At 56.8% G+C, this 26,720-nt stretch carries 25 protein-coding genes and 2 pseudogenes; 8 read left to right on the forward strand and 19 right to left on the reverse strand.

What is annotated here, in order from left to right; all coding sequences use genetic code 11:
- Positions 1-128: 128 nt before the first annotated feature.
- From kce to ACZ46S_RS09745, 10 genes are all read right to left on the reverse strand, one after another.
- Entirely contained in the window at positions 129-1,055 is a 927-nt protein-coding gene (kce, locus tag ACZ46S_RS09700) for a 3,5-dioxohexanoate:acetyl-CoA acetone transferase (protein ID WP_464061550.1), read from the reverse strand.
- Positions 1,052-2,089: a branched-chain amino acid ABC transporter permease gene (locus ACZ46S_RS09705; RefSeq protein WP_464061551.1), complete on the reverse strand. Its 1,038-nt coding sequence runs from the start codon at positions 2,087-2,089 to the stop codon at positions 1,052-1,054. Before ACZ46S_RS09705 ends, kce begins: the two co-directional genes overlap by 4 nt.
- A complete protein-coding gene (locus ACZ46S_RS09710) occupies positions 2,086-2,943 on the reverse strand; it encodes a branched-chain amino acid ABC transporter permease (RefSeq protein WP_464061552.1) in 858 nt (285 codons plus the stop codon). The genes ACZ46S_RS09705 and ACZ46S_RS09710 overlap by 4 nt, the downstream gene beginning before the upstream one ends.
- A 4-nt stretch (positions 2,944-2,947) precedes the next feature.
- A complete protein-coding gene (locus tag ACZ46S_RS09715; RefSeq protein WP_464061553.1) occupies positions 2,948-3,652 on the reverse strand; it encodes an ABC transporter ATP-binding protein in 705 nt (234 codons plus the stop codon).
- Positions 3,645-4,373, reverse strand: coding sequence for an ABC transporter ATP-binding protein (locus ACZ46S_RS09720; protein ID WP_464061554.1), 729 nt, complete (start codon positions 4,371-4,373; stop codon positions 3,645-3,647). Before ACZ46S_RS09720 ends, ACZ46S_RS09715 begins: the two co-directional genes overlap by 8 nt.
- The gene (locus ACZ46S_RS09725; RefSeq protein WP_464061555.1) at positions 4,373-5,650 is read right to left on the reverse strand and encodes an ABC transporter substrate-binding protein; all 1,278 of its coding nucleotides are present in this window, start codon (positions 5,648-5,650) and stop codon (positions 4,373-4,375) included. The genes ACZ46S_RS09720 and ACZ46S_RS09725 overlap by 1 nt, the downstream gene beginning before the upstream one ends.
- Positions 5,628-6,575 carry a 3-hydroxyacyl-CoA dehydrogenase family protein gene (locus ACZ46S_RS09730; RefSeq protein ID WP_464061556.1) on the reverse strand — a complete coding sequence of 316 codons (948 nt, stop codon included), beginning with the start codon at positions 6,573-6,575 and terminating at the stop codon, positions 5,628-5,630. The genes ACZ46S_RS09725 and ACZ46S_RS09730 overlap by 23 nt, the downstream gene beginning before the upstream one ends.
- A complete protein-coding gene (locus ACZ46S_RS09735) occupies positions 6,572-7,369 on the reverse strand; it encodes an SDR family NAD(P)-dependent oxidoreductase (protein WP_464061557.1) in 798 nt (265 codons plus the stop codon). The genes ACZ46S_RS09730 and ACZ46S_RS09735 overlap by 4 nt, the downstream gene beginning before the upstream one ends.
- The gene (locus ACZ46S_RS09740) at positions 7,369-7,713 is read right to left on the reverse strand and encodes a cupin domain-containing protein (protein ID WP_464061558.1); all 345 of its coding nucleotides are present in this window, start codon (positions 7,711-7,713) and stop codon (positions 7,369-7,371) included. The genes ACZ46S_RS09735 and ACZ46S_RS09740 overlap by 1 nt, the downstream gene beginning before the upstream one ends.
- A 66-nt stretch (positions 7,714-7,779) precedes the next feature.
- Positions 7,780-8,811 (reverse strand): cyclase family protein, encoded by a 1,032-nt coding sequence (locus tag ACZ46S_RS09745; protein WP_464061559.1) that lies wholly within the window; start codon positions 8,809-8,811, stop codon positions 7,780-7,782.
- A 296-nt stretch (positions 8,812-9,107) separates the two neighbouring features.
- On the opposite strand from ACZ46S_RS09745, the gene ACZ46S_RS09750 reads away from it, so the two are divergent.
- The 3 genes and pseudogenes from ACZ46S_RS09750 (at position 9,108) to ACZ46S_RS09760 (ending at position 12,639) form a co-directional block, all read left to right on the forward strand.
- Positions 9,108-9,908 carry an IclR family transcriptional regulator gene (locus tag ACZ46S_RS09750; RefSeq protein ID WP_464061560.1) on the forward strand — a complete coding sequence of 267 codons (801 nt, stop codon included), beginning with the start codon at positions 9,108-9,110 and terminating at the stop codon, positions 9,906-9,908.
- Between the two features lie 204 nt (positions 9,909-10,112).
- Positions 10,113-11,350 (forward strand): annotated as a pseudogene (locus ACZ46S_RS09755) (NAD(P)/FAD-dependent oxidoreductase).
- A 116-nt stretch (positions 11,351-11,466) separates the two neighbouring features.
- Entirely contained in the window at positions 11,467-12,639 is a 1,173-nt protein-coding gene (locus ACZ46S_RS09760) for a cytochrome P450 (protein ID WP_464061561.1), read from the forward strand.
- A 397-nt stretch (positions 12,640-13,036) separates the two neighbouring features.
- Here the strand turns inward: ACZ46S_RS09760 and ACZ46S_RS09765 are convergent, their stop codons facing one another.
- A complete protein-coding gene (locus tag ACZ46S_RS09765; RefSeq protein ID WP_464061562.1) occupies positions 13,037-13,732 on the reverse strand; it encodes a TetR/AcrR family transcriptional regulator in 696 nt (231 codons plus the stop codon).
- 68 nt (positions 13,733-13,800) lie between these two features.
- Between ACZ46S_RS09765 and ACZ46S_RS09770 the strand changes: the two genes are divergently transcribed.
- Entirely contained in the window at positions 13,801-14,124 is a 324-nt protein-coding gene (locus ACZ46S_RS09770) for a 2Fe-2S iron-sulfur cluster-binding protein (protein WP_464061563.1), read from the forward strand.
- Between the two features lie 175 nt (positions 14,125-14,299).
- Here ACZ46S_RS09770 and ACZ46S_RS09775 read toward each other — a convergent pair.
- Positions 14,300-15,024, reverse strand: a pseudogene (locus tag ACZ46S_RS09775) (IS5 family transposase); the annotation flags it as partial.
- Between ACZ46S_RS09775 and ACZ46S_RS09780 the strand changes: the two are divergent.
- Positions 14,994-15,347: a hypothetical protein gene (locus ACZ46S_RS09780; protein WP_464061564.1), complete on the forward strand. Its 354-nt coding sequence runs from the start codon at positions 14,994-14,996 to the stop codon at positions 15,345-15,347. The pseudogene ACZ46S_RS09775 and the gene ACZ46S_RS09780 overlap by 31 nt on opposite strands.
- A 275-nt stretch (positions 15,348-15,622) precedes the next feature.
- Here the strand turns inward: ACZ46S_RS09780 and ACZ46S_RS09785 are convergent, their stop codons facing one another.
- The 4 genes from ACZ46S_RS09785 to ACZ46S_RS09800 are packed head-to-tail and all read right to left on the reverse strand — an operon-like array spanning position 15,623 to position 20,571.
- Positions 15,623-16,429 (reverse strand): DAPG hydrolase family protein, encoded by an 807-nt coding sequence (locus ACZ46S_RS09785; RefSeq protein ID WP_464061565.1) that lies wholly within the window; start codon positions 16,427-16,429, stop codon positions 15,623-15,625.
- A complete protein-coding gene (locus ACZ46S_RS09790; protein ID WP_464061566.1) occupies positions 16,426-17,715 on the reverse strand; it encodes an MFS transporter in 1,290 nt (429 codons plus the stop codon). The genes ACZ46S_RS09785 and ACZ46S_RS09790 overlap by 4 nt, the downstream gene beginning before the upstream one ends.
- A 5-nt stretch (positions 17,716-17,720) precedes the next feature.
- Positions 17,721-19,337: a carotenoid oxygenase family protein gene (locus ACZ46S_RS09795; protein WP_464061567.1), complete on the reverse strand. Its 1,617-nt coding sequence runs from the start codon at positions 19,335-19,337 to the stop codon at positions 17,721-17,723.
- Positions 19,306-20,571: a TetR/AcrR family transcriptional regulator gene (locus ACZ46S_RS09800; protein ID WP_464061568.1), complete on the reverse strand. Its 1,266-nt coding sequence runs from the start codon at positions 20,569-20,571 to the stop codon at positions 19,306-19,308. Before ACZ46S_RS09800 ends, ACZ46S_RS09795 begins: the two co-directional genes overlap by 32 nt.
- Positions 20,572-20,779: 208 nt before the next feature.
- Here ACZ46S_RS09800 and ACZ46S_RS09805 point away from each other — a divergent pair, with 208 nt between their 5' ends.
- Positions 20,780-21,727: a SphA family protein gene (locus ACZ46S_RS09805; protein ID WP_464061569.1), complete on the forward strand. Its 948-nt coding sequence runs from the start codon at positions 20,780-20,782 to the stop codon at positions 21,725-21,727.
- Entirely contained in the window at positions 21,724-22,164 is a 441-nt protein-coding gene (locus ACZ46S_RS09810; protein ID WP_464061570.1) for a GlcG/HbpS family heme-binding protein, read from the forward strand. The genes ACZ46S_RS09805 and ACZ46S_RS09810 overlap by 4 nt, the downstream gene beginning before the upstream one ends.
- Before the next feature lie 31 nt (positions 22,165-22,195).
- Here ACZ46S_RS09810 and ACZ46S_RS09815 read toward each other — a convergent pair whose 3' ends face one another.
- The 3 genes from ACZ46S_RS09815 to ACZ46S_RS09825 all read right to left on the reverse strand — a co-directional run bounded on the left by ACZ46S_RS09815 (position 22,196) and on the right by ACZ46S_RS09825 (position 25,526).
- On the reverse strand, positions 22,196-23,464 hold the full coding sequence (locus ACZ46S_RS09815) for an MFS transporter (protein WP_464061571.1): 1,269 nt from the start codon (positions 23,462-23,464) through the stop codon (positions 22,196-22,198).
- An 84-nt stretch (positions 23,465-23,548) separates the two neighbouring features.
- A complete protein-coding gene (locus ACZ46S_RS09820; RefSeq protein WP_464061572.1) occupies positions 23,549-24,376 on the reverse strand; it encodes a DAPG hydrolase family protein in 828 nt (275 codons plus the stop codon).
- A gap of 31 nt (positions 24,377-24,407) precedes the next feature.
- Positions 24,408-25,526, reverse strand: coding sequence for a cupin domain-containing protein (locus ACZ46S_RS09825; RefSeq protein ID WP_464061573.1), 1,119 nt, complete (start codon positions 25,524-25,526; stop codon positions 24,408-24,410).
- Positions 25,527-26,218: 692 nt separating this feature from the next.
- Between ACZ46S_RS09825 and ACZ46S_RS09830 the strand changes: the two genes are divergently transcribed.
- Positions 26,219-26,719 carry a hypothetical protein gene (locus tag ACZ46S_RS09830; protein ID WP_464061574.1) on the forward strand — a complete coding sequence of 167 codons (501 nt, stop codon included), beginning with the start codon at positions 26,219-26,221 and terminating at the stop codon, positions 26,717-26,719.
- Position 26,720: the final 1 nt, after the last annotated feature.

Below are 26,720 nucleotides of genomic sequence, written 5' to 3' on the forward strand. Positions count from 1 at the left end.
TTTTTTTTATCGGCATGACAGTCACGTAGGGCACATGAACCCCATCGGTTGGTCCGATGCCGAACGCCGGACCTTTCCACGAAGCCGAACGGACAAAGGCGGTCGCACCGCCGGCAATAGCTCGGTCTTTAAAACCCTGTGCGGTCAGAGCCCTTCAGGCGCAGCATGGCGCGTGCTTCGTCGGGGGTGGCGATCTCGTGGCCCAGCGCCTCCAAAACCGTCCGCACCTGACGCACTTGTTCAGCATTGGAGGTCGCAAGTTTGCCCTTGCCGATATAAAGATTATCCTCAAGTCCGACGCGGACATTGCCGCCCATCATCGCGGCCTGGGTGACAAAGGGCAGTTGGAAGCGTCCCGCCGCCAAAACCGACCAATGATAGTCCTTGCCAAACAGCTTGTCGGCGGTCTTCTTCATGAAGTGTAGGTTATCCCAGTCGGCGGCGATGCCCCCGAGGATACCAAAGATAGTCTGCACGAAAAATGGCGGTTCGATCAGCTTGCGGTCAACAAAATGCGCCAAGTTATAGAGATGCCCGACATCATAGCATTCGTGCTCAAAGCGCACGCCATGCTCCTGACCCAGCGTCTCGATGATGTATTTGATGTCGCGGAAAGTGTTGCGGAAAATGAAATCGTCGGTGCCGCGCAGATAGGGTTCCTCCCAATCATGTTTCCAATCCTTATAGCGGTCGGCGAGTGGGAAGATGGAGAAATTCATCGATCCCATATTGAGCGAGCACATCTCCGGCCGCGCCACCATAGGCGCCTGCAAACGGTCTTGCACGGTCATGTTCAACCCGCCGCCGGTGGTGACGTTCAACACGGCGCCACATTGCTGTTTGATCCGGGGCAGAAACTCCATGAACACCTTGGGGTCTGGCGTGGGCCTGCCGTCGAGCGGATCGCGCGCATGCAAGTGCAGAATGGCGGCTCCGGCGGCGGCGGCGTCGACTGACTGGCGGGTGATCTCCTCGGGCGTGAGCGGCAGCGCCGCCGACATGGTGGGGGTATGAATCCCTCCGGTGATGGCGCAGGTGATGATGATCTTGCTCATTTCGATTCTCCGGATGTCGTCTGAATGACGCGGCGCTGCAAAGGCAGAATTTCCCAGCCGGTACGCGCGGCGATGAGACCCCACAGGCCGCGGGGGGCGAACAGCATGACGCCGATAGCGGCCAGGCCAAGAACGATGAGATAAAGGCTGCCCAGATCGGCTAAAGCGTCACGCAACAGAAAGTAAACAATGGCGCCAAGAATGGGGCCCTCAATGGAGCCGATCCCGCCAATGACCGTCATGAAGATGATCAGTGCTGTCCAGTCATTCACGTCAAAAGCCGAATCCGGCGATATCCGCAGGCGCGAGAGGAAAATGACGGCACCCAACATACCCGTGCCGAAGGCGGAGACGACATAGACTATGAGTTTGGTGTGGCGCACGCTGACGCCATTGCTGCGCGCGGCCACCTCATCGTCACGGATGGCGGTGAGCGCTAGGCCAAAGCGCGAGCGCAGCACCAGCGCGACCAGTGCCAAGGTGAGCACGGTGAGCCCCAGAGCAAGCCAGTAGACGAGCTCCAGCCGCGCCTGGCGGTTCGGGGCCATCGCCAGGATGACTTTGGCGGGCAAGCTGGTGCCCGAGCCGCCGCCCATCGTCTGCCAATTGGCAACGGCCAGGCGGCAGATTTCGGCCAACACCCAGGAGCCGATGGCAAAATAGGCGCCTCGCAGCCTGAACAGCACAGCGGCGGCGGGCAACGACAACAAAGCCGCCGCCAGGCCACATAATGGAATAGCGGCCAGCGGGCTCACCCCCCAGAGCGTGGAGAGGGCAAACAGCCCATAGGCACCGACGCCGACATAGGCCTGCTGCCCCACCGAAACGAGCCCGGCATAACCGGCCAGCAGATTCCACAGACTGGCAAGACCGATATAGACCAGCACCTCAATCATGGCGCTGAGCGCGGCCGCGCCCCCCCACCAGGGGGCAGCCGCCAGCACCGGTACCGCCAGCAGGACCAAGACAAGACCAAGACGGCTAGCGCGGTTGGAACGCACCACTTTGAAATGGGCAAAATCTGGCATTTTCATCTCACGAATAATCCACGCGGCCGCAAGACCAAAACCAGTAGGAAAACCAGGTGGCCCGCCAGAATTTGCCAGCCGGGATTGATCTGCGCGGCCACGGCCTGCACCACGCCCAGCAGAATGCCGCCCGCCAGAGTGCCCCACAGGCTGGACAGCCCACCGATGATCACCGCCTCGAAGCCGAAGATCAGCCGCGCGGGGCCCGCGGACGGGTCAAAATTGCTGCGGATGGCCAACAATACACCGGCCAGCCCGACAATCGCCAATGACAGCGCCATGGCCAAACCGTAGACATGGCGATTATTCAGCCCCATCAGGCGCGCCACATCCTGGTCATCGGAGACGGCGCGAAAGGCCCGGCCAAGCGCGGTATGGTAGAATATAAAATGCTGCCCGCCGATGACCGCGACGGCCAAGCCGAATTGCAGCAAGGGCAAGACGCCCAGATACAGCCCACCGCCCAGTTGCAGGCTCGCCGTCTCGATGGCACCAGCGGCAAGCCGGTGGCTGTCGGCTGAGAAGCCGGCCAGCAGCGCGTTCTGAATAATGACCGAGAGCCCAAAAGTGACCAGAAGTGGCGGCAGAATATCGTTGCCCAACGTGCGATTGAGCAGGCCACGTTGCAGCGCGTAGCCAATGCCGGCCATCAGCGGCACCACCAGGAAAACGCATAATAACGGATTCAGCCCCGTGGCCGAGATGATGGCGTAGGCGATATAGGCCGCCAGAACGGTGAGATCTCCATGCGCGATGTTGACCAGACGCATAACACCGAAAATCAGCGAGAGCCCGGCCGCGAACATCGCATACAGCCCGCCGATCAGCAGCCCTTGCAAAATGCTGTTGATCCAGATCATCGCCCTACCCTCCGAAATAGACGGCGGCGATATCTTGCCGAGTGAGCCTGTCGCTCTCGCCAGAGAACACCAAGCGGCCGGTGCGCAACCCATATACCTTCCGGGCGATCTTCAAGGCCTGGCCGATATCCTGCTCGACAATGACCACCGACATCCCACGCCCCACGACGCGGCCAAGCTGCGCATAGATCTCCTTGACCATGATCGGCGCCAAACCGAGAGACAGCTCGTCGCACAGCAGAAGGCGCGGGTTGGACATCAACGCCCGGCCAATCGCCACCATCTGCTGCTGCCCCCCCGAGAGCGCGGTCGCGGGCTGCTTGCGCCGCTCGGCCAGCATCGGAAATGCGTCGTAGAGGCACTCCAGGGTCCATGGCCCGGGCCGGCGCAATTGGCCGCCGATGAGCAAATTTTCCTCCACACTCAGCGAGGCGAACAGCCGCCGCCCCTCGGGCACCAACGCCACGCCCAGTGCCGCGATCCGCTCGGCGGGCTGGCCCCCGATCGCCTGCCCAACGAAGCGCAACGCCTCCGGCCGCACCCGGATCAGCCCGGCGATGGATTTGAGCAGCGTGCTTTTGCCTGCGCCATTGGCACCGATAATTGCGACGATCTCACCATCATCGACGTCCAGCGACAGACCGAACAGAGCCTGGAAATCACCGTAGAACGCGTCCAGCGCGGCAATCTGCAGGAGCGGCTCAGACATCGGTTTCGATCCCCATGTAGATCTCCTGAACCTGGCGCTGCTGGATGACCTCTCCCGGCAACCCGTCGGCGATGAGACGCCCGCCATAAAGCACCACCAGACGGTCCACCGTGGCAGTAAGCGCGTGCACCACATGTTCGATCCAGAGGATGGTGATGCCACTCACGCGTAGGGTCCGAATTAACGCTACGAGCTCGCGGCACTCATGCTCAGTCAACCCGCCGGCCACCTCGTCCAGCAGAAGCAGCCGAGGCCGGCTGGCAAGGGCCCGGGCAAGTTCCAGGCGCTTGCGGTCGAGTAGGCGCAACCTGTGCGCCGGCTCGTTGGCCTTGGCTGCCAGACCGCAATTGGCGAGGATGCGCAGACATTCCGCATCGGCCGCGCGTTCGCCCATATGAGCGCCGAAACGAGCGGCGACCAGCAGGTTCTCAAACACCGTCATGCCGCCGAAAGGCTGCGGCACCTGGAAAGAACGGTTCAGTCCCGCCCGGCAGCGAGCCTCCGGCGGTAGGGTGGTGATGTCTCGTCCAGCGAATTCGATGCGCCCGGCATCTTGCCGCAACGTACCGGTGATCATCCCGAATAGAGAGGATTTCCCGGCACCGTTGGGGCCCAGAATGCCCAGCGCCTCGCCTTGCCGCACGCGCAGCTGCAAGCCGTCAGCAACGATCACCGCGCCAAAGCGCTTGGAGAGGCCGTCAATGTCAAGAATCGTCGTCATCAGCTCAGTAGGCTCAACTTGCCACCAATGGGGATTTCCGGTGCCGTTGCGTTTTCATCGATGACGAGGTCGAAGCCTTGCGCACCCTGATGCCATTGCCCCGCGACCAATGGCGTCTTCGTCACGTTCTTTACCGGGCCGTTGCCCCATTTCACCGGTCCGACGATGGATTGATAGTCGGTTGCAGTGATCGCGTTGAGAATATCCTTGGACTGCGTGGATCTCGCGCGCTTAAGCACATCAACCGCCACCTCGAATAGCGCATGCGCATAGCCTAGCGGCTGGGTCCAGGGTTTACCTGTAGTCTTGCTATAAGCGGCGCAGAGCTCCGCGCAGCTCTGCCCGGTAAGGCCCGACTTGAACGGATAGCGCGGCGTCCACCAAATTTCCGTTGACAGCCCATCCGCCCGAGGGCCAATCGCCTGCACCGCTGAGGGAAATAGCAGAGCCCTGGCGATGGTCACGATCTTCGGGTTTAAATTTTGCTGTCCCGCCTGGGTCCAGAACGCCGAGAAATCCGGCGGGGTTAGATTGCCGACAATTACATCGCAAGCAGCTTCTTTGAAGGCGTTTATTTGCGCGGTATAATCCGATGCGCCTGGTTGAAAACGGCCTGTGTCAATCACTTTATAGCCATGGCGCGGCAACACACCCGGCAAACCAGAGCGGGCGTCACCAAAGGCATTTCCATCCGTATCATTGGCGAATAGTCCACCGACAATCCTGTTGGTCGGCACGCTGTCCCACATCGCTATGTAGGCCGCTTCTAGATCCTCAAGACCAGCTGCAAAATGATACGTCCAAGTAAATCCTTTATTCGGATCGCCTTTGCGGCCAAAAAAATAGGTCTGCCAAGGCGTGAAGTTCGTAATACACGGAACTTGATTGGCTTCCGCCTGATCGGCCACTGGATTGACCGTATCCGGAGCCGAATAGGCCACGAGCATATCAACGCCCTGCGAATTAATCAGATCGGCTGTCACGTCCGCGGCACGGTTGGGATCTGACTCGCTATCACGCTCAATAATCTCGACTTGATACGTCTCTCCAGCAATTTTTATACCTTGCCCCAGCACGCTCCGGACTTGGCTGACGATAAACTGGCTGGGCTCACCAAAGGCCGCCAAAGGACCGGTCTTGGCAACCACGAAGCCAATCTTGACAAGATTTGCCGCACGGGCAGGGCGCGGCCGCAATAGCGCCGGCAACGCCAAGCCCGCGCCGGCCCCTTTGAACAAGTCACGGCGCTTGAAGTCAGATCTGTGTCCCTTCCTCATTATTATTCTCCGTTTTTTTCTTTTCTTGATTATTTTTTAGAGTCGCCAATAGCTTGGCGCGTATCGTCGCCTGCTGGGCCGCCGTCCAACGACAAAACCCTTCGCCGCTCTTCATACCGAGTTTGCCGGATGCCACGAGTGCTTCGAGGTAAGGCGAAGGTCCCGGGTGGGAGTTGATCGCGGGTAGCACAATCCGATGTATAGCCAGTGTCAGATCCGTACCAACCAGATCTGCATTCTCCAAGGGTCCGAGCACACCAAGACGCAAACCAAAGCTCGATTTCACAACGGTATCGACATTTTCCGCGTTGCAAATGCCCTCCTCAACCAACGCGATCGCCTCCCGCCAAAGCGCATGCTGCAAGCGGTTGCCGATAAAACCGGGAACGTCTTTTTGGACATGGACCGGCGTCTTGCCCGCCGCGGCCAACAGCGCCATCGTCTGCGTGACAACCTCTGGACTGGTCCATTCTGTAGCGATGACCTCGACGAGCGGAATTAGAAATGGCGGGTTCCACCAATGCGTGCCCACAGCACGTTCGCGTTGGGAGAGCTTTTCCATGATCGAGGTAATCGGCATAACCGATGTATTGCTCGCCAGGATCGCCCGGGGCGGTGCATGGGCCTCAACCTCGGCGAACAAGGCCTGCTTGACCGCAAGATCTTCCAGTGCCGCCTCGAACACCATGTCGGCGTCCCGCACGGCATCAGCCAGCACCGCGCAGCCGCGTACGCGCCCGAGCAGCGCCTCCTCAGGCTGATTGAGCGTCTGCAAGTTCGCCGCTATGCGTGCATGCAACGTGTCGAGGCTCCCGGGATACGGGTCGTAGACGCTGACTTCATGCCCGGCCTGGGCAAACACCTGGGCAATGCCATGGCCCATTAACCCAGCACCGAGCACCGCGATATGCGCTTTCCCGCTCATCCCGCAGTATACCCACCGTCGGCATAGAGGATATGGCCGGTATAGAAATCGGACGCGGCCGAAAGCAGGAACAGCAATGGTCCCGCAAGATCCGAGGGTTCGCCCAGCCGCCCCTTGGGCACCCGCGCGAGGAATCCCTTGCGCGCCGCGACGGCTTTCTCATTCTCCTCAAACATCCAGGCGGTGAGGGGGGAACGGAATACAGTCGGCGCGATGGCGTTGACCGTGATGCCACGCGGGCCCCATTCGCAGCCAAGCGCCTTGGTGATGCCATCCACCGCTGCCTTGGAAGCGCAATAGGCCGTATAACCGGCGGGGTGACCGAGCAATCCCCGCGCGGAAGACATCAAGACGATCTTGCCGCCATTATTCTGCTCCAGCATACGAGCCCCTGCGGCGCGGGCCATGAGCCACGAACCGGTTACATTCGCGTCCATCACCTTGCCGAAACGCGCGGGCGTCAACTCCGCAATCGGCGCCACGTCATTCATGCCCGAAGCAACCACCAACCCGTCCACGCTGCCAAAACCTGCCGCATGCGTCACCATGGCATTGGCGTTGGCTTCGCTATCGGGACGAAGGTTAACCCCCACTACAGACGCCCCCAAGGCCTCGCATTCTGTCGTGATCTTCTTTAGTTCGTCGGCATTCCCCGCAGCGAGCGTGAGCTTGGCGCCCGCAGCCGCGAGCACGCGAGCCGCCAAAGCGCCGAACGCACCTGTAGCGCCGGTGATGAGGATGGACTTACCGCGCACATCGAACAGCGAGAGCGGATCTTTCTGCCAATCTGACATTATTTCCCCCCCGGATATGGCATGACGACAAGCATCGACACGACCTCATTCGTCTTATTGATGATATGGCGTTCGACATTCGCGCCGATGGTGCAAGAATCCAGAGGCCCAAGTTCGACCTCCTGACCTTGCGCAATAACAGTGAGGTGGCCTGAGAGAATGACATAGACCTTTTCAAGCGGCGAGGCGTCAGGGCCAGCGCTCCCCCCAGGCAAAAAATGCGACAATCCAGTCCAAAACGCCTCTGGCCCGCCTGGCTCGAAGCCTTGCAGCCGCAGCGCCTTGCACTCGAAATGGTTGGGAGCGCTGTAAGGCTGCGCTTCGTGAAAACGCTTCACGAGCATGTTGGATATTCTTTCATTCCGTTGTTCTTGTTTAGTCTCGCGCCACAAATCGGAGCGAAGCGACGCCTACATCGCTCCATACGGATAGAGGCGCGGTTCGCACGGCACGATATGATCCTCATCGATCTCGGCAACGCAGCGCACCATGGACCCGTCGCCCATATGCCAACGGATCGGCAGAGCCAGAAAGCGGAAGCGTTGATTCGTGACCTTGTCCAGATCACCACCGAGATTTTCAACGCCGACGATGCCGTTGCCCAGTAGATATTTGTGGCACGGCTCCCAAGTGCCGGGATTTCCGGTGGCCTCGAGTTCACCGAACTTCTCGTCATACTTCGCCTTGCCGTGTACCTTGATGTAAGTATCACGGTCGAACTCGGCGTAAGCCTCTTCACCGAACTGTTCGATAAATTCCTCACAGACCGAGCGTCCAGAATAGCCCGGCAGCGCCATACGGGTGCCGTTATTGCCGATCGATGTATGTAGCGGATGGTCCAGAGCCTGCTGGTCGAGCGCAACGACCTTAACCTGGTGCTTGACGAACCATTTTCCTGCATCGATTCCGGTGCCAAGGGAATAATGGTAGTACTCTTTACTGTCGTCAAACCTTCTGTGCATGCCTGTATTCAGACAAACGACCATGCCCTTTAGATCGGCCGGCTTCATGCCCGCGCGCTCAACCGCCGCCTCGAGATCGGCAGGCATGATCAATTGCCAGCGCTCGACGCGCACATCAAGACACACCGCCTCGCCGCAATAGGCATCCACCGGCAGTTCGTGGGTGTAAAGCGCGCGGCTTCCATCGAACATGCGCTCCATGACATGCCTGGGTGCATCGCAATGCGTGCCCGTGTGCATCGTGCATTTGATCATCTGGGTTAGCACGCCAGCCTTGGCCATGCTGTGCATCGGGGCGATCTCAGGCTTCTGGAAGTAAGGCCAAAGCGGCATATCACCGTAAAAAGGATGGCTGAGATCAACGAAGACTTTTTTACCCACGTATGTTTCCTCGCAAAGTGATGAGACAAAAACAAACCGCCGCCAAGCGCTGGCGTTCAGGCTGTCGATGAAGAAAGCACTGTTCAAAACCTCAGCCATTGCGCTCCAACGGATACGCATGGGCGTCCAGACAGCACTAAAAGAGCAAGAAAATGACTTTCAACAGCAGGCTTCCTTCCTCGGCACGCCAGCCATCTTTGGGCCGGTCTACCCGTATTGTGGTTATATTGAACCGCAATACGGGTCATGTCAAGTTAAACCCTTCCCCCCCCCGCCGACGGGCCGATCAAGCCGTGGCAGTTCGCTTCGCCGCACGAATTTTCGGACTTGTTCGAAAACCGCCAACCAAGACGGGCTTATTGCGCGGCTGTATTACATTGCGGTACAATATTAAGATGAGCACCATCCCCTTGCCTCGCGCCAAAGAGACCACCCCGCCCAAAGACGCCCGCGCCAACCAGATTCAAGTCATTGCCCGCGCCGCCGCAGTGTTGCGCTCGTTGGAGGATGAGGAGCGCGGCTTAAGCTTGGGGCAAATCGCCACGCGTGTCGGCTTGGCGCGTTCGACCGTCCAACGCATCGTTGCCGCACTCGCAGCGGAGCAACTGGTTATCGTCTCCGCCGCTGCTGGCGGCATCCGGCTCGGACCGGCGCTGCTGCGTCTCGCGGCGTCCGTCAATACGAGCGCCACCGAAACCGCCAAACCGCTGATCGCCAATCTCTCCGCGGCCCTGATGGAAACAGTCGATCTCTCCGTGCCCAAGCGCGATCATCTCGTCTTTATCGACCAGGTCGTGGGATCGCAGCGCCTGCGGACCGTCTCCGCGGTCGGCGAAGCATTTCCGCTGTCATGCACAGCGAATGGCAAGGCTTTCCTCACGACATTATCCGACGAAGAGGTCATCCGGCGCATCGGCCAAAATTACGAGCCGCGCACCCCGAAGACCCTGACCAGCTTTACGGCATTGAAAGCTGACCTAGCCAAAGCCAGGGCTCGCGGATACGCCCTGGACGCCGAGGAACACGCGCTGGGCATCACCGCGGTGGGCATTCTCGTCTATGACATGTTAGGCAACCCGCTGATGATCTCCGTGCCCGTACCCACGGCGCGCTTTGAGCAACATCGCAACGACATCATCCGCCAATTACTGGAAACCAAGCAGCTACTGCAGGAACGGTTTGGCGAAGACCGATAGCTTCGCCACCCCCTCGTGATGCGACGGACAATTCAGTGAAATATCGTGGCCAAGATTTATATTGATAGTTGATCATGTTTGATGTAGAATCACATTAATTAATTCAGTCAATTCGGATGGCGCCAAAACAAGCCGTCTTCCTGGGAAGGAAATTTGCATGTTTGACCTCACCCTGACCGGGTGTGGCACGGTAGTGCCGCACTGATGCCCCCGTCATCAGAAACCCTCATCATCGTCGGCGCCGGACATGCCGGCACCGAATTAGCGTTCCGCGTCCGCCAAGGCGGATTTTCCGGCAGGATCGAATTGATCGGCGCCGAGCCACATGATCCCTACCAACGACCTCCCCTTTCGAAATCCGCCCTCGCGGGAAGCTGTCCCACCGACACGCTAATCCTACGCGACCCCGCAGCATTTGCCGCCGCAGCGATCAACTTGCGGCGCGGCACACGCGTTATCGGCATCGATCGCATAACACGGCGGGTGATCCTGGAAGGCGGTGAAGCACTGCCTTATACATGGCTGACTCTCGCCACTGGCGGACATGCTCGGCATCTTAATCTGCCGGGGAGTCAGCTGGAGGGTTTGCATGTGTTGCGCACACGCGACGATGCCGAGGCGCTACGCGCCTCGCTGGTTGCGGGCAAGCGGCTGGTAATCGTCGGGGGGGCTATATCGGGTTAGAGGTGGCTGCGATAGCCGTTAGGCTAGGCCTGAGCGTGACCGTGGCTGAGGCGGCGCCGCGGCTATTGGCACGCGTAGCCGGGCCTGGTCTTTCGGCATTCGTGGAAGCCGCGCACAGAAAGGCAGGCATTACATTCCGGCTCGGCTGGGGGGTGAAGGAATTCCTGACCGCCCCACATAATGCGCGCCATGTCGGCGCCGTGCTTTGTCATAATGGGGTAAGCCTACCCGCCGATCTCGTCTTGATTGCCGCTGGGCTAGTGCCCGAAACCAGCCTTGCACAGACAGCAGGCCTGGCCGTTGGCGATGGTGTGCAAGTAGACGCTTTTTGCAAAACGACCGACCCAAATATCCTCGCGATCGGCGACAATGCTGCCTTTCCATTGCCAGGTTGGGATGAAAAAGTCCGATTAGAATCGGTACCCAACGCCTGCGAGCAAGCTAGGGTTGCAGCATCCGTCATCAACGGCGCGCCCAGCCCTTATGGCGCGACCCCGTGGTTCTGGTCAGACCAGGGGAACCTGCGGCTGCAGTCGGTTGGGGTGGCCAGACGCGGCGATCAGGAAGTCCAGCGTCCGCTGCAAGAAAACGCTTATGCCGCCTTCTTCCTACGCGCCGGCCACGCCGTGGCGGCAGAGTGCGTCAACTCACCCACGATTTTCATCGCCGCCAAAAAAATAGTGGCTGCGCAAGCCCGCCTGTCCCCGGCGCAGCTATCCGACCCGCAGCATCCACTCAGCTATCCGATGCCGGCTTGATCTAAGCTAAAGTATAAAGTGGCTATGATGCCCCCGGCCCGTGTTGGCTCGGCTCACACCGCAGCTTTCATCCAATCAAGAATAACCCGTTGCAAAGCACCGATGGAGAAACATCCATGGCAAACCCGCCACTTTCGAAAATCGATCTGTTTACCGACGAAGCGTTGAACGATCCCTACCCCCTCTACAAGTCATTACGGGCTCAGAATGGCGCCGTGTGGATGGAAAAATACGAGCTGTTCGCCTACTCGCGCTATGATGACGTCAAGCGCGCCCTGGCCACGCCTGAAATCTATTCCTCGGCCTATGGCGTCACCTACAATGACAAGATGAATCATGTGCTACGCAATGGGTTGCTGTGCTCGGACTCCCCACACCACGACAGGTTACGGCGAATCATCGAACGGCCGCTCACGCCCAAAGCTCTCTCTATGTTACGCGAGCGCATTACCAGAACCGCCGAAACATTGGTGGAACGTCTTGTGGCCAAGCAGACATTCGACGCCGCAACCGACCTTGCTCAGCATCTGCCTGTGACAATCGTCTCCGAACTAGTTGGTCTGCCGGAGGAAGGACGCGAGAAGATGTTGGAGTGGGCCGCGGCCAATTTCAACTGCATCGGCCCTATCAATCCACGCACCGAGACCGCATTTCCGATCGTGGAGGAAATGGTGCATTATGCCTTCACCCAATGCATACCAGGCAAGTTAGCTCCGGATTCCTGGGCAGATCGCATCTGGCAGGCGGCTGATAATGGCGAGATCGACCGCGAACTCTGCCCCTATCTGATGAACGACTATATGGGTCCAGCCCTCGACACCACGATCTTCGCCACCACAAACGCCATCTGGCTATTTGCCCAACATCCCGAGCAATGGGACATCATTCGCGAAACCCCCACGCTGATCCCCCAAGCCGTAAATGAAGTCATCCGCCTAGAAAGCCCTATCCAGGGCTTCACCCGCTATGTCACGAAAGATGACGAGATCGACGGCACCCGCGTGCCAGCCGGTTCACGGGTGGCAGTACTCTACGCATCCGCTAACCGTGATGAACGCAAGTGGCACAATCCAGAAACGTTCAACGTGCTTCGCGAGGATGCTGGCGAACATCTCGGCTTTGGCTTTGGTGAGCATCAATGTGTGGGCAATAATCTCGCGCGTTTGGAGATCCGCGCACTGCTGACGGCGCTGGCCACGCGCGTAAAACGTTTCGAGTTGGGAGAGACTCAGCGCGTGATGAACAACGTACTGCGCGGCCTAAAAAAGTGCATCGTCACAGTAAACTAATTTACTAGAACGAGATGGATTCACACTCAAGCGCTCCACTTATGTTTTGGCGATCAATTTCATGCGTTGAGTGTGACACTGACTCGTCAGCCCAAACATATATTACTCTAAGCACTGAGAGGGGTGTCATAACATGGATGTACGCGCGGCCGTGGCCGATATGACGGGGGAGCCATTGGTAATCGACATAGTTCAGTTCGCTCGACCAAAGTTCGGTACAGTGCTCGTAGACGTGAAGGCCGCCGGCATCTGCCACACGGATAAGCTTAACCTCTCCGGGGCCGACCCAGCAGGGCTTTTTCCCGCCATTCTGGGCTAAGAAGAGGCCGGAATCGATGGATATCATTGCCTGGCACTGGGTAAAGCTTGCCCCAGGCCCCCAAGAGAGTAGGCAGCCTTAACTCTTATCCTCGAGCGTAAACGAGAAATCGATGGCAACAGACACAAAATCAGGAAGAGGAGTATTTGCGACCTGATGCGCCAGATCAAGCGGAACACCGAGCATGCGCATGACCGACTCCGCCATCACCGAGGCCGTTGTGGGCGGGCAATATTCGTCATTGATGTCTTTGATGTTTCCAGACAACAACCACATCATCAAGCTCCACGTTGTCTGAATGTCATCGCCTATGATGCGGCACTCCCCTTGCTCACGCGCCCTCTGAAGGTCACGCAGCCCAAACGGCCCAAATCCGGCGCGCATACGCTCAATCATCAGATCCGGCCGCTTTACCCACCAGCGCCAGATCGGATTGGTCATCATTTCCTGCGCCACCAATCGCAGCGAATTAGCTATGATCTGAACAGGGCTGCTAATCTTGTCAGCGTTATTGGCAAAATCATTCTGATGTCCGAGGGAGTTGATAACACAATCAAGTACTCCGGCGGCGATGTCATCTTTCGAGACAAAATAGTTGTAGAACGTTCCAAATCCTGTATCCGCATGCTCGGTAATCTCCTTGATCGTCGTCGCATCGACACCTTGCGTGGACATCAACGAATAAGCCGCTTGAAGAAGACGCGCACGCGTCTTCAAACGTCTCGCCTGCACACGACGCGGTTTGGGTAAAGAAGATGATACATTCGGATCCATTTACATAACTTACCATCTAAACGGCTTCTGCCAAGCGACGCGCAGCACACCAAACAAGGAGGACACGCATGACGAGGATCACTTATATTCTGCCATCTGGCCATGGTATGCGTAACTTAGATGTACCAGACGGTACATCATTAATGCAGGCGGCGGTTCGCGCTGGACTACCCGGTATCATCGGTGAATGCGGCGGTGCCGCCATGTGCGCAACGTGCCATGTCTATATCGAGGCTGGCCCCGTGGCTGCAATGACGCCGCCAACTGACGACGAAGCGGCGATGCTCGACGACGCGGCCAGCCAACGCGCGTCAAACAGCCGGCTCGCCTGCCAAATCAAGGTCAGCGGCGCGTTGGAGGGGCTAATCATCAGGATCGCAGATATAATGTAGTCCGTTCCAAAAATTAAAATCGGGGAAAGCATAATGATAACAAAACCCGTCTCGCACTCGCGGCGGCGTTTAAGCCAGACACTCGGCATTGGCGCTTTAGCGCCGCCGTTCATCGTGCGAAGCGCCCATGCTGCAGGTCGGGTTGTGAAAGTTGGCTTCTAGGACGAATCGACATTCAGCGCATCCAAATCATGCTGCTTGCCAGTTGAACATTGGCTAAGAAGTAGATTTCCCGGCGATCATAGCGTGTTGCGATGCGTCGGAAGTGTTTCAGCTTGTTGAAGAATCTCTCGATCCTATTTCTGAGTTTATAGGCTTGTTCGTCGTGTGGAATTTGGACTTTGCGGTTTCGCTTGGACGGGATGACCGCTTCGATTTCTGCCCGTTCGATGATTTCGCGCAGCTCATTGGTATCGTAAGCCTTGTCGGCAATCACGCCACCCACGGTTTGGCCGTCCAGCAGGTCAGCCGCGGTGGTACAGTCGTGGGCCTCGCCGCCAGTCAGGATGAAGCGCAACGGCCGGCCCTCAGCGTCCGTGAGGGTGTGGATTTTCGTGGTCAACCCTCCTCTGGAACGCCCCAAAGCCTGATTCTTTGCCCCCCTTTTCCCCTCGCTGCATGCTGATGGGCGCGAACCACGGTACTGTCTAACATGAGATACTGATTATCAGGATCACTTGTCAGATCCTCAAAGATACGCTCCCATACCCCGGCTTTGGCCCATCGGGTAAAGCGTTTATGGACGGTTTTGTATTTGCAATATCGTTCCGGCAGATCATGCCAATGCGCACCCGAGCGGATCACCCAAAGAACTCCATTCACAAACAACCGATTATCAGCCCCCGTCCGGCCAGGAGAGGTGGCTCGACGTGTTTCTGCCCCCCGACTTCGCGACCATCTGGCTTCAGGCCGCCCAACTAGATTTCCAACCCAAAATCGCTACTCCCGCCAAGGCTATTCTATTCCCCGCAGCGGTCAAGGCGCTAGAGGCGCGCGGATTGGGTTATCGTCAGAGCTTTGATAGTCTCCCCGCCATCCTTTCACCTCCGGCTTGGCGGGGCAGGGCGCGGCGGCTTTCTCGACCGGATATGGGCTTCAAACACGCACTGACCGAAGTGGCATACGATGTGTTGCGCCGGACCACCAACGTCGATGATCCGGCATCTATTCGGGATGCAATCGCCACAACGGATCACACTTCCATCGTCGGGCGCATAAATTGAAAAAATGAACCGATCAATAACGTGTCTTCCACTCCCCTGGGCGGTGAGCAATGGCAGAGGGGAACGGAATTCCCAACTGAAATCTTCGTGGTCGCTAATAAATTCGCACCTGAAAACCCCGTCAGAAAAATTTTTCGTCATATCGAAAAGGGATTCCGCGTGCCAGTGACACCAAATGAAAAATCAACCCCCTCCGTAGGAGGGCGTTGCGGGAAACAAAACCGGATTACTGGCCGCTCAACACGCGGAAGAGATGGCGCCGCTCTCTCCATCTCTCAAAGAACTGCGAATGCGCGGTATAGTTCTGGCAAAAACTGCGCGAGATGATGCATTTCCTCGGCACAGTGCCCTAGCAATTCCAGAGGCTTGGGGCCAGCATTAGCCGAAGCCGGCGGCAATGACGCACCGGTTATGCTGTTACGAGGGGATTCCCCAAGATAAAACCGGCTACGCATCTCAGCCCCCTCTGGGGTCTGGCGCACCTGGTGGATGATCCAGGTATGCTCTACTGGCACATGCACTTCGCCAGCGCGACCGCAAATCACTGTGCCTTGAAATGCCCCCGCTTCAAACCCCAAACTCTCAGGAGGCACAAAGTGCAGCGCGCCTTCCAGGTAAGTTTCACCGATAAACTCTTTAATGAGCGAAACCCTTCCGACATAACTGCGATGCCCAGGGCGTTCGCCATCGCCATCCTTCCAGACCGCGAATAAATGCTCATCCGGGTGCCATAACTTGTAGCGTGCAGCATCGCTGCCATGCCAAGAAAACCACCAATCCCACATTACCGGACTTACACCCGGCATCGGCGTATGGACCGCAACCACCGCCGGGCCATCAGGAAACACCGTCCAGCCTGTTTCAATCGGAAGATATCCCGGCGCCGATAGCGCCGCGGATACTTCGCTGAAAGGCTGGAACAACCTTGAATCAAGAGGCTCAGCATGCAGGGCTCGAAGCTCGGCACTGCGGGTACGATCGAGTGGAGCCAGAAAGCGCGAAAAAGGCTGGGCTTGATCTTCCTTGTTGTAGCCACGATGGGTGGCGGAAGCGGCGAATGCGGACAGCATAGCAGCGCTCATGACTCCACCTCGATAGCAGCCAGAAGTATCGATTTGTCACGGGCCGCTGACAGCCCGGTAAGAGCATAGATCAACGCACTTAGCCAAGCGAAACATGCCGCGACCAAACCGAGGGCCGCATAACCGCCCGCCTGCACAACCACGCCCGCCAACACCGGCCCAATGGCCGTTCCGGTCATCAGCATGGCAGGGGTAAGCGCGGGTAGGCGCCCGGAAGGATCAATTCTGGATATGAACCCGAACATAAAAATATGACCAAAGATTACGAGGAATACGAGTGAGCCACCAGCTATGGCAAACCAAACAAAGTCGCTGTTATCGCAAATAACCAACGATGCACAGCCATGCAGCAGCAAGGCCACGACCGCCACCCCTACCGCCGGGAGGCGATATTGCAACATCCTTGCCCCCAACGGCGCCAGCAAATTAAATATGGCTGAAACGGCGAGAACTTCACCGATAGCACTCGTGGAGAAGCCATGTGCTTGCCCAACTTTTTGCAAAAAGCTGAAAATCATCGACTGCGCGACGGTCATAAACGCCACCCCCGAGAAGGCAAAGATTCGAACTGGCCAGTTTAGCTGCAGGCCAGTCGACTCAGTCCGTTTCTGGCTGATTTCTATGGACGGAAATCCAATCAGGCTAGCCAGGACACTAAGGCCGGTGACTATGGATAGCAGCAAAAATAAAGCCTGAACGCCACGGCTCGCGATGAGCTGTGGCATGATCGCAAAAAATGCAATGCCAAAAATCCCTACACCGACATTGACGGCGGCAAATAGCCGGTGCGGATTTTTACTGCGCCCGATCGTTCCGTTGACGCAAGACAATGCCGCGCCCGCCCCCAATCCACCTACTAGATGAGCAAAAACATAGAAGGCAAAACCATGCACAACGCAAAGGGACAAAAAACTGATTGTGGTAATGCTAAACCCGATAGCGACGGTAAAGCGGCCAGACAAGCGCATGAAGATCGGGCCGAAAATAAAATTGGCGACTAACACGCCAAAGATATATGCGCTGACAGTCGCGCCAGCCTGTTGGGCGGAAAAGCCAGAACTGTTGATCAGTCCAGCAATCCATAATGGCAGCACCACCAGGTCGATCATTCCTGCGACAAAGGTAATCAGCAAAACGGTATGCCCAACCCGCGTATCCGAACGCAGGCATCTGAAATTTGGCATGTCCAACTCCCAAGGAAGTTTTTTATTTTTAGCGGGCACTTTTCCAGCCCAAGGATTACGACAGCAGAAAAATGGCACCTTCCCTATTGGGAACGGTGCCATATCCGTCAGGCCAAGGCCGTTTCAGGTATCCAGGTTCCGTGAAAACCTTCATGAATTCGGCAAGGCAGTTTTATGATCGCGACAGGACCAGCCGCCAGATTAAGAGAGTCGAGTATCACAACGTCTGAGCGGTTCTCGGCCCGGCGCCCGACGACGGCAATCAGCCAACCATCATTTTCCCGTGCATCCGGAGATTTTGGCACGAACAGCGGCTCTTCTGGTGCTGAGTCGGGGCCGGCGTAGTAAAAATCTCGTTTTTCAGTCTCCAGGTCGATCCGACAGATGCAGGTGAAGGGCGGCCCCTTGGGTCCCCACTCCAGCATCGGCCCCAGTGCAGGATTTGAAGAACCACAGAAAAAACTTTTGGTCTTCTTTCCAAGATAACGGGGATCGATGACCGGCATTTCGCCAATTTGATCGGCCAATCTGACAATCTCTACGTGATCAGCCGTAGAACCAAGGTCAACAGTCCAGCGTTCAGGAAAAGGCGGCAACTCGTGAGCATCGGAGGCGTTTATCTGGGGGAATTGGGACAACCAACCAGAATCCGTAATAAAATGTTCAAGGTGCAATAGCGAACCGTCTTCCCATGCATTGATCGTATGGGTTTCCATGCAGGTTTTAGGAACGCTAAACCTACGCAGTCCAGCGACCCCTTCCTTTCGTGGGATTACAACGAGCTGTACCGATCTGGTTGGATCCCAGGCGAAATACGGCAAACCCTGTTGCACCCTCTCCCAATCGCACACCATCGGACAGATCGTGAAGGCAATATAGTTTGGCGATACAAGACAATCATGCACCATAGATGAGTAGGGAACGGTGAAGCTTTCTTGGCGCGCCAGCTCGCCGTCTGCGGCAATCCAGAATATATCTATGTCGTTTGTGGCCTTTCCGGCCGAATTATACGCAAAGGCGATCAATTCCCCGGTATCGGGATCAATTTTAGGATGCGCCGTGAATGTTGCACCCTTAAGCTTTCCTGCAAAGTCCCAACTTCCAAACGTTTCCAGCGTATGAGGATCGAGATGCATGGGGCGCGCCGCTTCTTTCAGAGCGAACAGCCTTCCACCATGCCAGAGCGTGGAGGTGTTCGCGGTATTGCCGTCAGCTGCACGCACAGAAGGATCGCTCGTATACGGATTGCGATAGGCGCCAAACAACGCGCGCCGGGCAGCCCGTTCTCGCTTGAGCTTCTCGGTTTGAACATAGCGCATCTTCAGATCGGCATGACCGTTCTCGAACCGCAGCATATGAATCATGCCGTCGCCATTCAAAAAGATATCATCAGCATGCAGTGGCGGATAAGCGTGATCGGCAGCAGCTCTAATATACGCCCCTTGCAAGGAGGGCGGTATGCTACCCTCAACTTCCAGGTCATATACATCCCCTTCAATCCTTACCGGCGCTGCATAGCCTCGGAAAACGAGCGTGTCGGGGAAGCGCAACCCTTCTTTCTGGGGTGCAACTTGATCCATATTTTCCTCCTCGTATCGCGGCATTTGCGCCGCATCGCTTGATGCGAGGCAGCTTATCGTCAAGCCAAGCGGGACGTCAACAAAAACCGAACCTTTCGGTTCAGTTTTTTGATCATCCAGATCTGTAAGCAGCCAGGAACACATCCACCCCGACTTTCACCTCCTCGGGGGAGGCGCCATAGGGCTGGTTATCCAGGGTGATGACCTTCAGATGCCGGTCAGACGAGACAAGTGCGAGGAAATGCGCCGCGGCAACCTCTGGATCGGCGACACGCAACTCTCCCCGCGCCATTGCCTTAGCCAAAAAGGCCGCCAACGCTTGGTGCAAACGAGCGGGGCCAGCATCGTAGAAAATCCGCCCAAGCTCGGGAAATCTTGTAGATTCCGCGATAATAAGACGAAGCGTGGCCGTATTGGCTTGGGACAAAAGCAGGCCGGCAGCCTCCTCGCCGAAACGATACAACGCTTCGGCCAACCCCCCGCCCGTGTCGGCCTGCAACCTGCTTAATTGCCGACTCGATTGGTCGATAATGACGGCTGTGAATAACTCATCTTTACCAGAAAAATGCGCATAAACAGTGGCCTTGCCAACCCGAGCCGCGGCGGCGACCTCCGCCATGCTGGTCTGCCCATAGCCTTGGCTCAGAAATAATTTTTGCGCCGCGTCTAGGATATTTTTGATTTTGCGCTGAGAGTACCCGCTCGGCACCTTCCTTACAGGGCACGGCCGGCTTGCTGCGGGCAGCGTTTCTGCTGGCAGGCAATGCGCGAGCTGGCCCAGCAAAATAGCGGCCAGCTCCTTGCTCAAAGCCTGCCAGTCCTGTTCTGTCACCAGCCCGGCAGGCTGCGCCAATCGGCCCAGAAGGAGAGCTGCCATTACATCATGGGCTGCCGAAACCGCCATGCGGTCGGTCACGCCATGCACAGCCAGAACGCGCCAGAGTATATCGCTGATCACGGAATGCGTTACTGCAGCCCGCGCAGCCAGCCCCTCATTCTCATGTGCGCCAGAGGCGAGCACGCCCAGCAATTTAGCCCGTCCGCGAACCGCTCCGACTAACACCGCAGCGAATTCCCCCAAAACCTCCTGGACAGTGAGAGCGGGCCTCGCCAGGTCCTGAAACGCCTCTGTAACCTCAGCCTCAACACGATCAAGCGCGGCAGATTGTACAGCACAGATTAAATCCGGCACCCCACGAAAGCGGGCATAGAAGGTACCATTACTTACGTCAGCGGCCTTCAGCACTTCAGCTAAATTAAGCCCACTCACCCCGCGCGCAGCGATAATGTCCGCCGCCGCCGTTAAAATACGCGATAATGACTTACGGCTACGATCCTGTTTGGGCTGACGCCCAGGGGGGGCATTAAGAGCAAACATCTTTAACCTTTCATTCCCCTAATACCGGCCGTGCGGAATAAAGGTAAAGCGAGCGGGGCGAGCTTTCTTTGGCGCGCCAGCAACCGGCTAGATGAAATAAATTAATTTTTATTAATTATCTTGCCCACCCACTCTTTTTTTGTGTTATAAAATTGGAGCAAAAATACCAATAATACGCCACAAAATAAGCTATGGGGAACATAATCCAATGAAATCGTCCGTTTTTTTGATCGGCCTGGCTACTCTTTCCGCTTGTAAACCTGCGCTCGCCATCGAGAATCATGTTCAATCCACACCGACAGATCTATTTTTCTTTGGTGCAGGCTTCTCCCCGCCCCCCACGCCACTCGGCACTTGGGGCGTTCGGGAGTTTATCGATCAATCTGCAGGGATTGGGCCGGATGGTAAAAAGCCCGCCGTGCAATCGCATACCACCGTCACCACAACCACGCTAAGTTGGGTCTATATGACTCACCTTGATATTCTACATGGGGAGTATGGGTTCGCTGTGGTGCAACCTTTCTTTGACATGAATGGCGACATCAATGGCGTGGTCAACGTTTCCACCCCCATGGGCTCGCTCTCTTTCCCTGAGCATGAAAGCGGCCACAACACCGGCATTGGCAATACCGAGTTCTATCCGATCATCCTGCAGTGGATGGATATGCCGCATTTGGCGTTAAACACGAGTTTGGCCATCCAGTTTCCCGACGGAAAATACAATAAGGCTGACTTACTGAACCCAAGCACGAATTATTGGACGATCGCACCAACTCTAGGCTTCAGCTACATAACTGACCATGGGCAAGAATTCTCCTCTTACCAGGAAATTGACTTCGACAGCGCCAATACAGCAACACACTATAAAAATGGCACGGAATATAAATTAGATATCGCCATCGGACAGCATCTAGGAAACTTTACCGTAGGCCCAGCCGGATATTATTATCAGCAGTTGCAAAACGACACCGGATCGGGAACGCTCGCACAAGACGCTGAGCCTGGAGCGGCACGAGTCTTTGGCGCGGGTATAGCCTTCAACTATATCCCTCGTCATGGATCTTTTTCTATATTCGGCGATATCGTCAAAGAATTCGGCGCCGTCAACCATTCACAGGGCACGGTGGCATCGCTGCGCTTGAGTGTCTCGCTATGACAATAAAGGCAAAACTTGATCTCGATCTTGCACAGAAGATCGTTGCGTCCTGTCTCGCTACAGCTCGGAAAAATGCCCTCGCTCCAATCGCAGTAGCGTTACTTGACCTGCGCGGTGTTTTACAAGTTTTTGTCGCCGAGGACGGGATAGATCTCGGTCGTCCTGCATTGGCCATTGGGAAGGCCAATGCGGCCTTGCAGTTTGGCATTGGCACCAGGGGTTTGGCCGAACGAGCAAGGCAATTACCAGTCTTTTTTACTGCCGCTGGTCAGACATTGACCGGAGGCTTCATCCCTAATCCCGGCGGCGTTATTATACGCTCGTCAGAAGGATTACTTTTAGGCGCGCTTGGCGTCTCTGGCGACATTGGCGACCGGGATGAGGAAGCGGCCATCGCTGGCATTCTTGCCCATGGACTACAAACCGATATCGGCTAACCAAAGTACCTATAAACATAGAATTTATGGTTTATTTAAGTTGTACAGGCTCTGACATTTCGCCTGCAATCTCCACACCAATGAGCACCGCCTCGTCTGCCAGCTTGGCGGGTGCCGTCTCACGTAGCCAGAAGCTAGCAATAAGCGCACAGCACAGCCCGAACGCTCCGGCGGTCATGGCAGCCTGCAGTCCAAAATGATCGGCCATGGCGCCCAAGAGCGGCGGCGCTACGATGATTCCGGCGGCTTCGGCGATACAAGTTACCACCGCGACACCCAAAGCCACCCATTCCTTGGGCACAGATTCACTTGGTATTACTGAAAGAAAAATTACCCCTCCGCCCCAAGTGACGAAAGCGGTAACAAATAACACTACCCAGGTAAGAATGCTGGCTGCATTAGGCAAGTTGAGCGCAATCAATGTGCCTATGAATCCCGTTGCGGCGACGATATGGGTCATACGCTTGCGCCCGAACCGATCCGAGAGCGCGCTCATACCCATTGCGCCCAGAAACCCACCAAGCCCCATACTAGCCATATGCATCCCAGCCACCGGCGCGCTGTAGCCCTTCAACCGGATCATATAGAGGGTGCCGAAACTCAGCCAGCTCCACAGCCATGTCATCATGAACACCGAGATGAACGCCGAGAGCAGCACATTGCGCCGCTTGAGTACGGTAAACCACGATACGCCCGTGGGCGTCTTGAGCCCAGAAAACGTCGTACCCGTCGGCTCCCGAACGAATGCCCAGACCAACGGCAGCACGATCAGCCCAGGGATGATGGTAAAAAAGCACGCCATCCGCCAGCCGAACGCAGCGCCGACAGAGGTTGCAAACAGCGGCGCGACAACGCTTGCAAACAGCGGAAACGCCCCTGTATAAAATCCTATATAAAAGCCTCGTTTATCCGCAGGCGCTTGGCTGGTGATTTGCGCCGTGGCCGCCATGTTATATGCACCCTCTGCACCGCCTACGATAGTGCGCAGCGCGATCAGCTGGCTAAAATTGCGCGCGAACCCGGTCAGCGCTGAACCCAGCGAGAAGATCAAGACCATCGGCAGCGCGACCTTGCGCCGCCCGACCCGGTCCGAAATCACCCCGCCGATGATCGCACAGACCAAATACCCCACCGACATCGCCGCCATGATCACCCCAGCCATGGCGAAATTCAGTCCGAATTCCGGCAATATATACGGAAACATCATGGCGACGAGCAACCGGTCTGCGGCCGAAAAACCCCAGCCCAGAAAATATACCGCAACCATCACATGAAACGGAGTCCAAAATTTCTTTGGCATTTCCTTATCCTTTTATTTTGATTGTCTAGAATACCTTACTGTGAAGAGGAGGAGCGGATTTGAGAAAACGCTTCCAAAAAACTCTTATGAGTTTATGAAATCTTCAGACTGATCCTTGATGCCATGATTTTCGACATACAGATCTCTCAGGATCGCCGCGAGATTTTGGTATTCTTTGGCGCAATGCTTCGCCAGTGCCTTGGCGAGCCTAGCGACCTCCACCTGTGGTACCTGCGCGCCAGCGCGCTCATAGCGGCCATTCTCGACCGTCCAACCAAGCCAGAAACAAGAGCGCAGCTCGATCCCCCCGTTAACCGGCCGGGCATTATGCGAAAACGCGATCATCGGCGGCAACCCGTGAATCCCGGCGATCGCATTGATCGCCGAGAACCCTCCCGCCTCGAAGCGAGCCATGTCATAGCCAAAAAATTCCGGCGAACGGAAATTAATGTCTAGCATAACGGTCCCTGTGCCGACATCCTCGGTTACCACATCGGTGGTGTTCCAGTTGCGCTCCCGCCAGGAGAGCGATTGATCGAACCGCCTCGCGATGGTCTCCGGCGTGACCCGCACCGCATAGTGTTCTTCAGGATCCCATATAGCATAGCGCAACGATTCGAGCCCGTGCCACGCGAACCACCATTCAAGCATCTCCGTCGTCACGCCCGGCATATCGGTGCGCCCTGCGACAAAGCATGAGCCATCGTCCATCAGACACCAACCTCGCTCGAGCGCGCGCTCGCCGGGCTCGAGCAGCTCATTGATACGTGCGAGCGGTAGCGCCAACGCGGCATCGGCTGGCGCCTCGATCGCATCATAGATCTCATTATTCACAGGCGTCATCGGCCGGGTGTAATATTTGGCGTAGGGACGCGCGGCCTCGGCCGCGGTCAATGCCCGCAGTTCCGTCATGTGCTTCCTCCAGTACTGTCTTAGAAAATTGTCATTTCGCGTGGGCGCGCTCATACCTGCGTCGGTAATCGCCAGGTGTCATACCCTGTAACCGCTTGAAAGTCCGCGCAAACGAGGCAGATGAGGCATAGCCGAGCTGGCTCGCTATGACGTTGGCGGGCACCCCTCCGGCCAGATCGCGCGTCGCCGCAAACATCCGCCATTCAGTCAGATACTGGATCGGGGTTTGGCCCAGACAGTCGTGAAAGACCTCGGCGAAGGGCGTGCGCGACATGCCGGCCTCTGCGGCTAGCTGCGCGACAGTCCAGTCTCGCTCCGGCGCCCGGTGCATTGCCTGAAGTGCCCGTCCGATCTTGGGATGCAACAGCCCACATAACCATCCGGGTCCCATCTCGCTGGTATCATGCATGCGCGCCAGATAGGTCCGCACCGCCAGAATGAACATGAGCTCGATAATGCGCGACACCATCGCCGCATACCCCGGCAGTTCATAGCTATCGTCATGCATCAGCGTCTGCGTCAAAAATTTTAACCAGGAAGGCTGAAGCTCCTCCGCTTGCAGGTGGATAAAGGGCGGCAGCGCACGCAGCAACGGGTTATCCTTTGGATTATGGACGGTGCAGAGTAAATCAAATACCACCACACTCTGCCCGCCTTTCGAGCCTTCCCAGCACACGGGACGCAGACAATTGTGCTCTGGCACCCAGACTTTTAGTCCTAGTTTTTCAAGAATTTCCGCCACTGGTGTACCGCTTATCCCCGCGTGAGAACTCAGCACATGCGGAGTGCCATGCGGAAACGCGATAAAATCCCCCGCCTGGAGCTTCACCGGCTTGGCCTGCCCAGACGGCAGATAGAGGCACTCGCCCTCGGCTATAAAATGGCAGATCATGCCCGGTAGCTGCGGATGCGTGATTCCCCAAGGCGCCGCGAATTTGAACATACCGAGCCTCGGACTCTGCATATGCATGAGCAAAAGCAATTCACTCAGCGGATCGACAATAAATTTTTTCTCGCCCCGTCGCGATATCGTATCTCGTTCGCTTAATGTGCATACATTGAACGGCTGCTCAGCCCCCCATTCGGTCTCAGCCTCCAAAAACACGGCCCGGCATTTCCCAAATTTATCCATTTTTTCGCCCCGCATCATACGGTCAATGTCTACTGCCTCCCCCTCTGGCAGGTAGACGTTACTGCTCCCGTCCTGTCCCTAGTTCTTCTGGCGGAATCCGGACGACAAATCTTTCCCACCCGGTTAGCCTAGCGCATCCGCACCACATTGTGGACCAACAATACGACAAAATCTTTGCATACCGTACTTAAATTTATACCCAGCGTCCGCTCACACCAACAGTGCGCCTCCTATTCCACTCCATAATCACCTAGATGCCGTAATGGGCCGGCTGCCTGGAGATATGCAGGGAGGTGGCTGTCCCGCAGAGTGATGGTGTGTGGAACGGGGTCCGAATGGTTCGGCCCCGAGCATCATCGGGGGACAGCCGTGGAATACTATGCTGGAATTGACGTGTCTCTGAAAGAGAGCTGCGTGTGCGTGGTAGATAGCAAGTGGAGGCCTACTACCCTTCATATCCGCATGCGCTAGCATTCCTTGGTCTGTTGTAGCCGCATAACCCACTACCACACCCGGCAGACGAGATTAGAGATGGTATATGAGGTGGTGAACGAGATGATGAACGGGGTATGGAAAGAGATATGAAATGAGATCGTCAATGAGCTGGGCAAAGAGATAGCCAGCTTGTCAAGATTCCGATTCGGAAGTTGAAAAGCTTGCTCCGAATATGAACAATGCGCGTCTGATTTTTCCAAGCAAAGACGCTGCTGATGCCACGTAAACGCAAACCCACAGAAGACGAGATTGAAATCCTGGCCGATCAATTCCGCCAGCTCTGGCGGCCGGGAGATGTGTTGCGCCCCTGGTTCCGTCAGCACCAAAACATGCTACTCGATCTTGTGCATGGCGCATGGTCCTGGGCATCCGTCGGGCAAGCCCTGACCAAGGCGGAGATCACCTATGGCACCGGCAAGCCTTGGACCGCCAAATGGCTACAAAGCGATTTCAGCCGGGCTCGGCAGCCGTTGAAGGGCTATGGACGTAACAAGCCTCCGCCGGATTCGGTGTCGACGCCTACACCCGTTGCGCCGGCGCCGCCCACGGCTTTGATCTCACAGGCCACGCCACCACCCTCGGCATCTGGCGTTCCACGTTTCAAACCAGCAACATTCCGCATCGCTGAGCCGCCACGTGTGCTGAGTGAGACCGAACGCGCAGAGATCGAACGTAACCGCCGCCTGACATTCGGGCCGCCTGAACCCAAGGAGTAGA

This window comes from Acidocella aluminiidurans, from assembly GCF_055383125.1.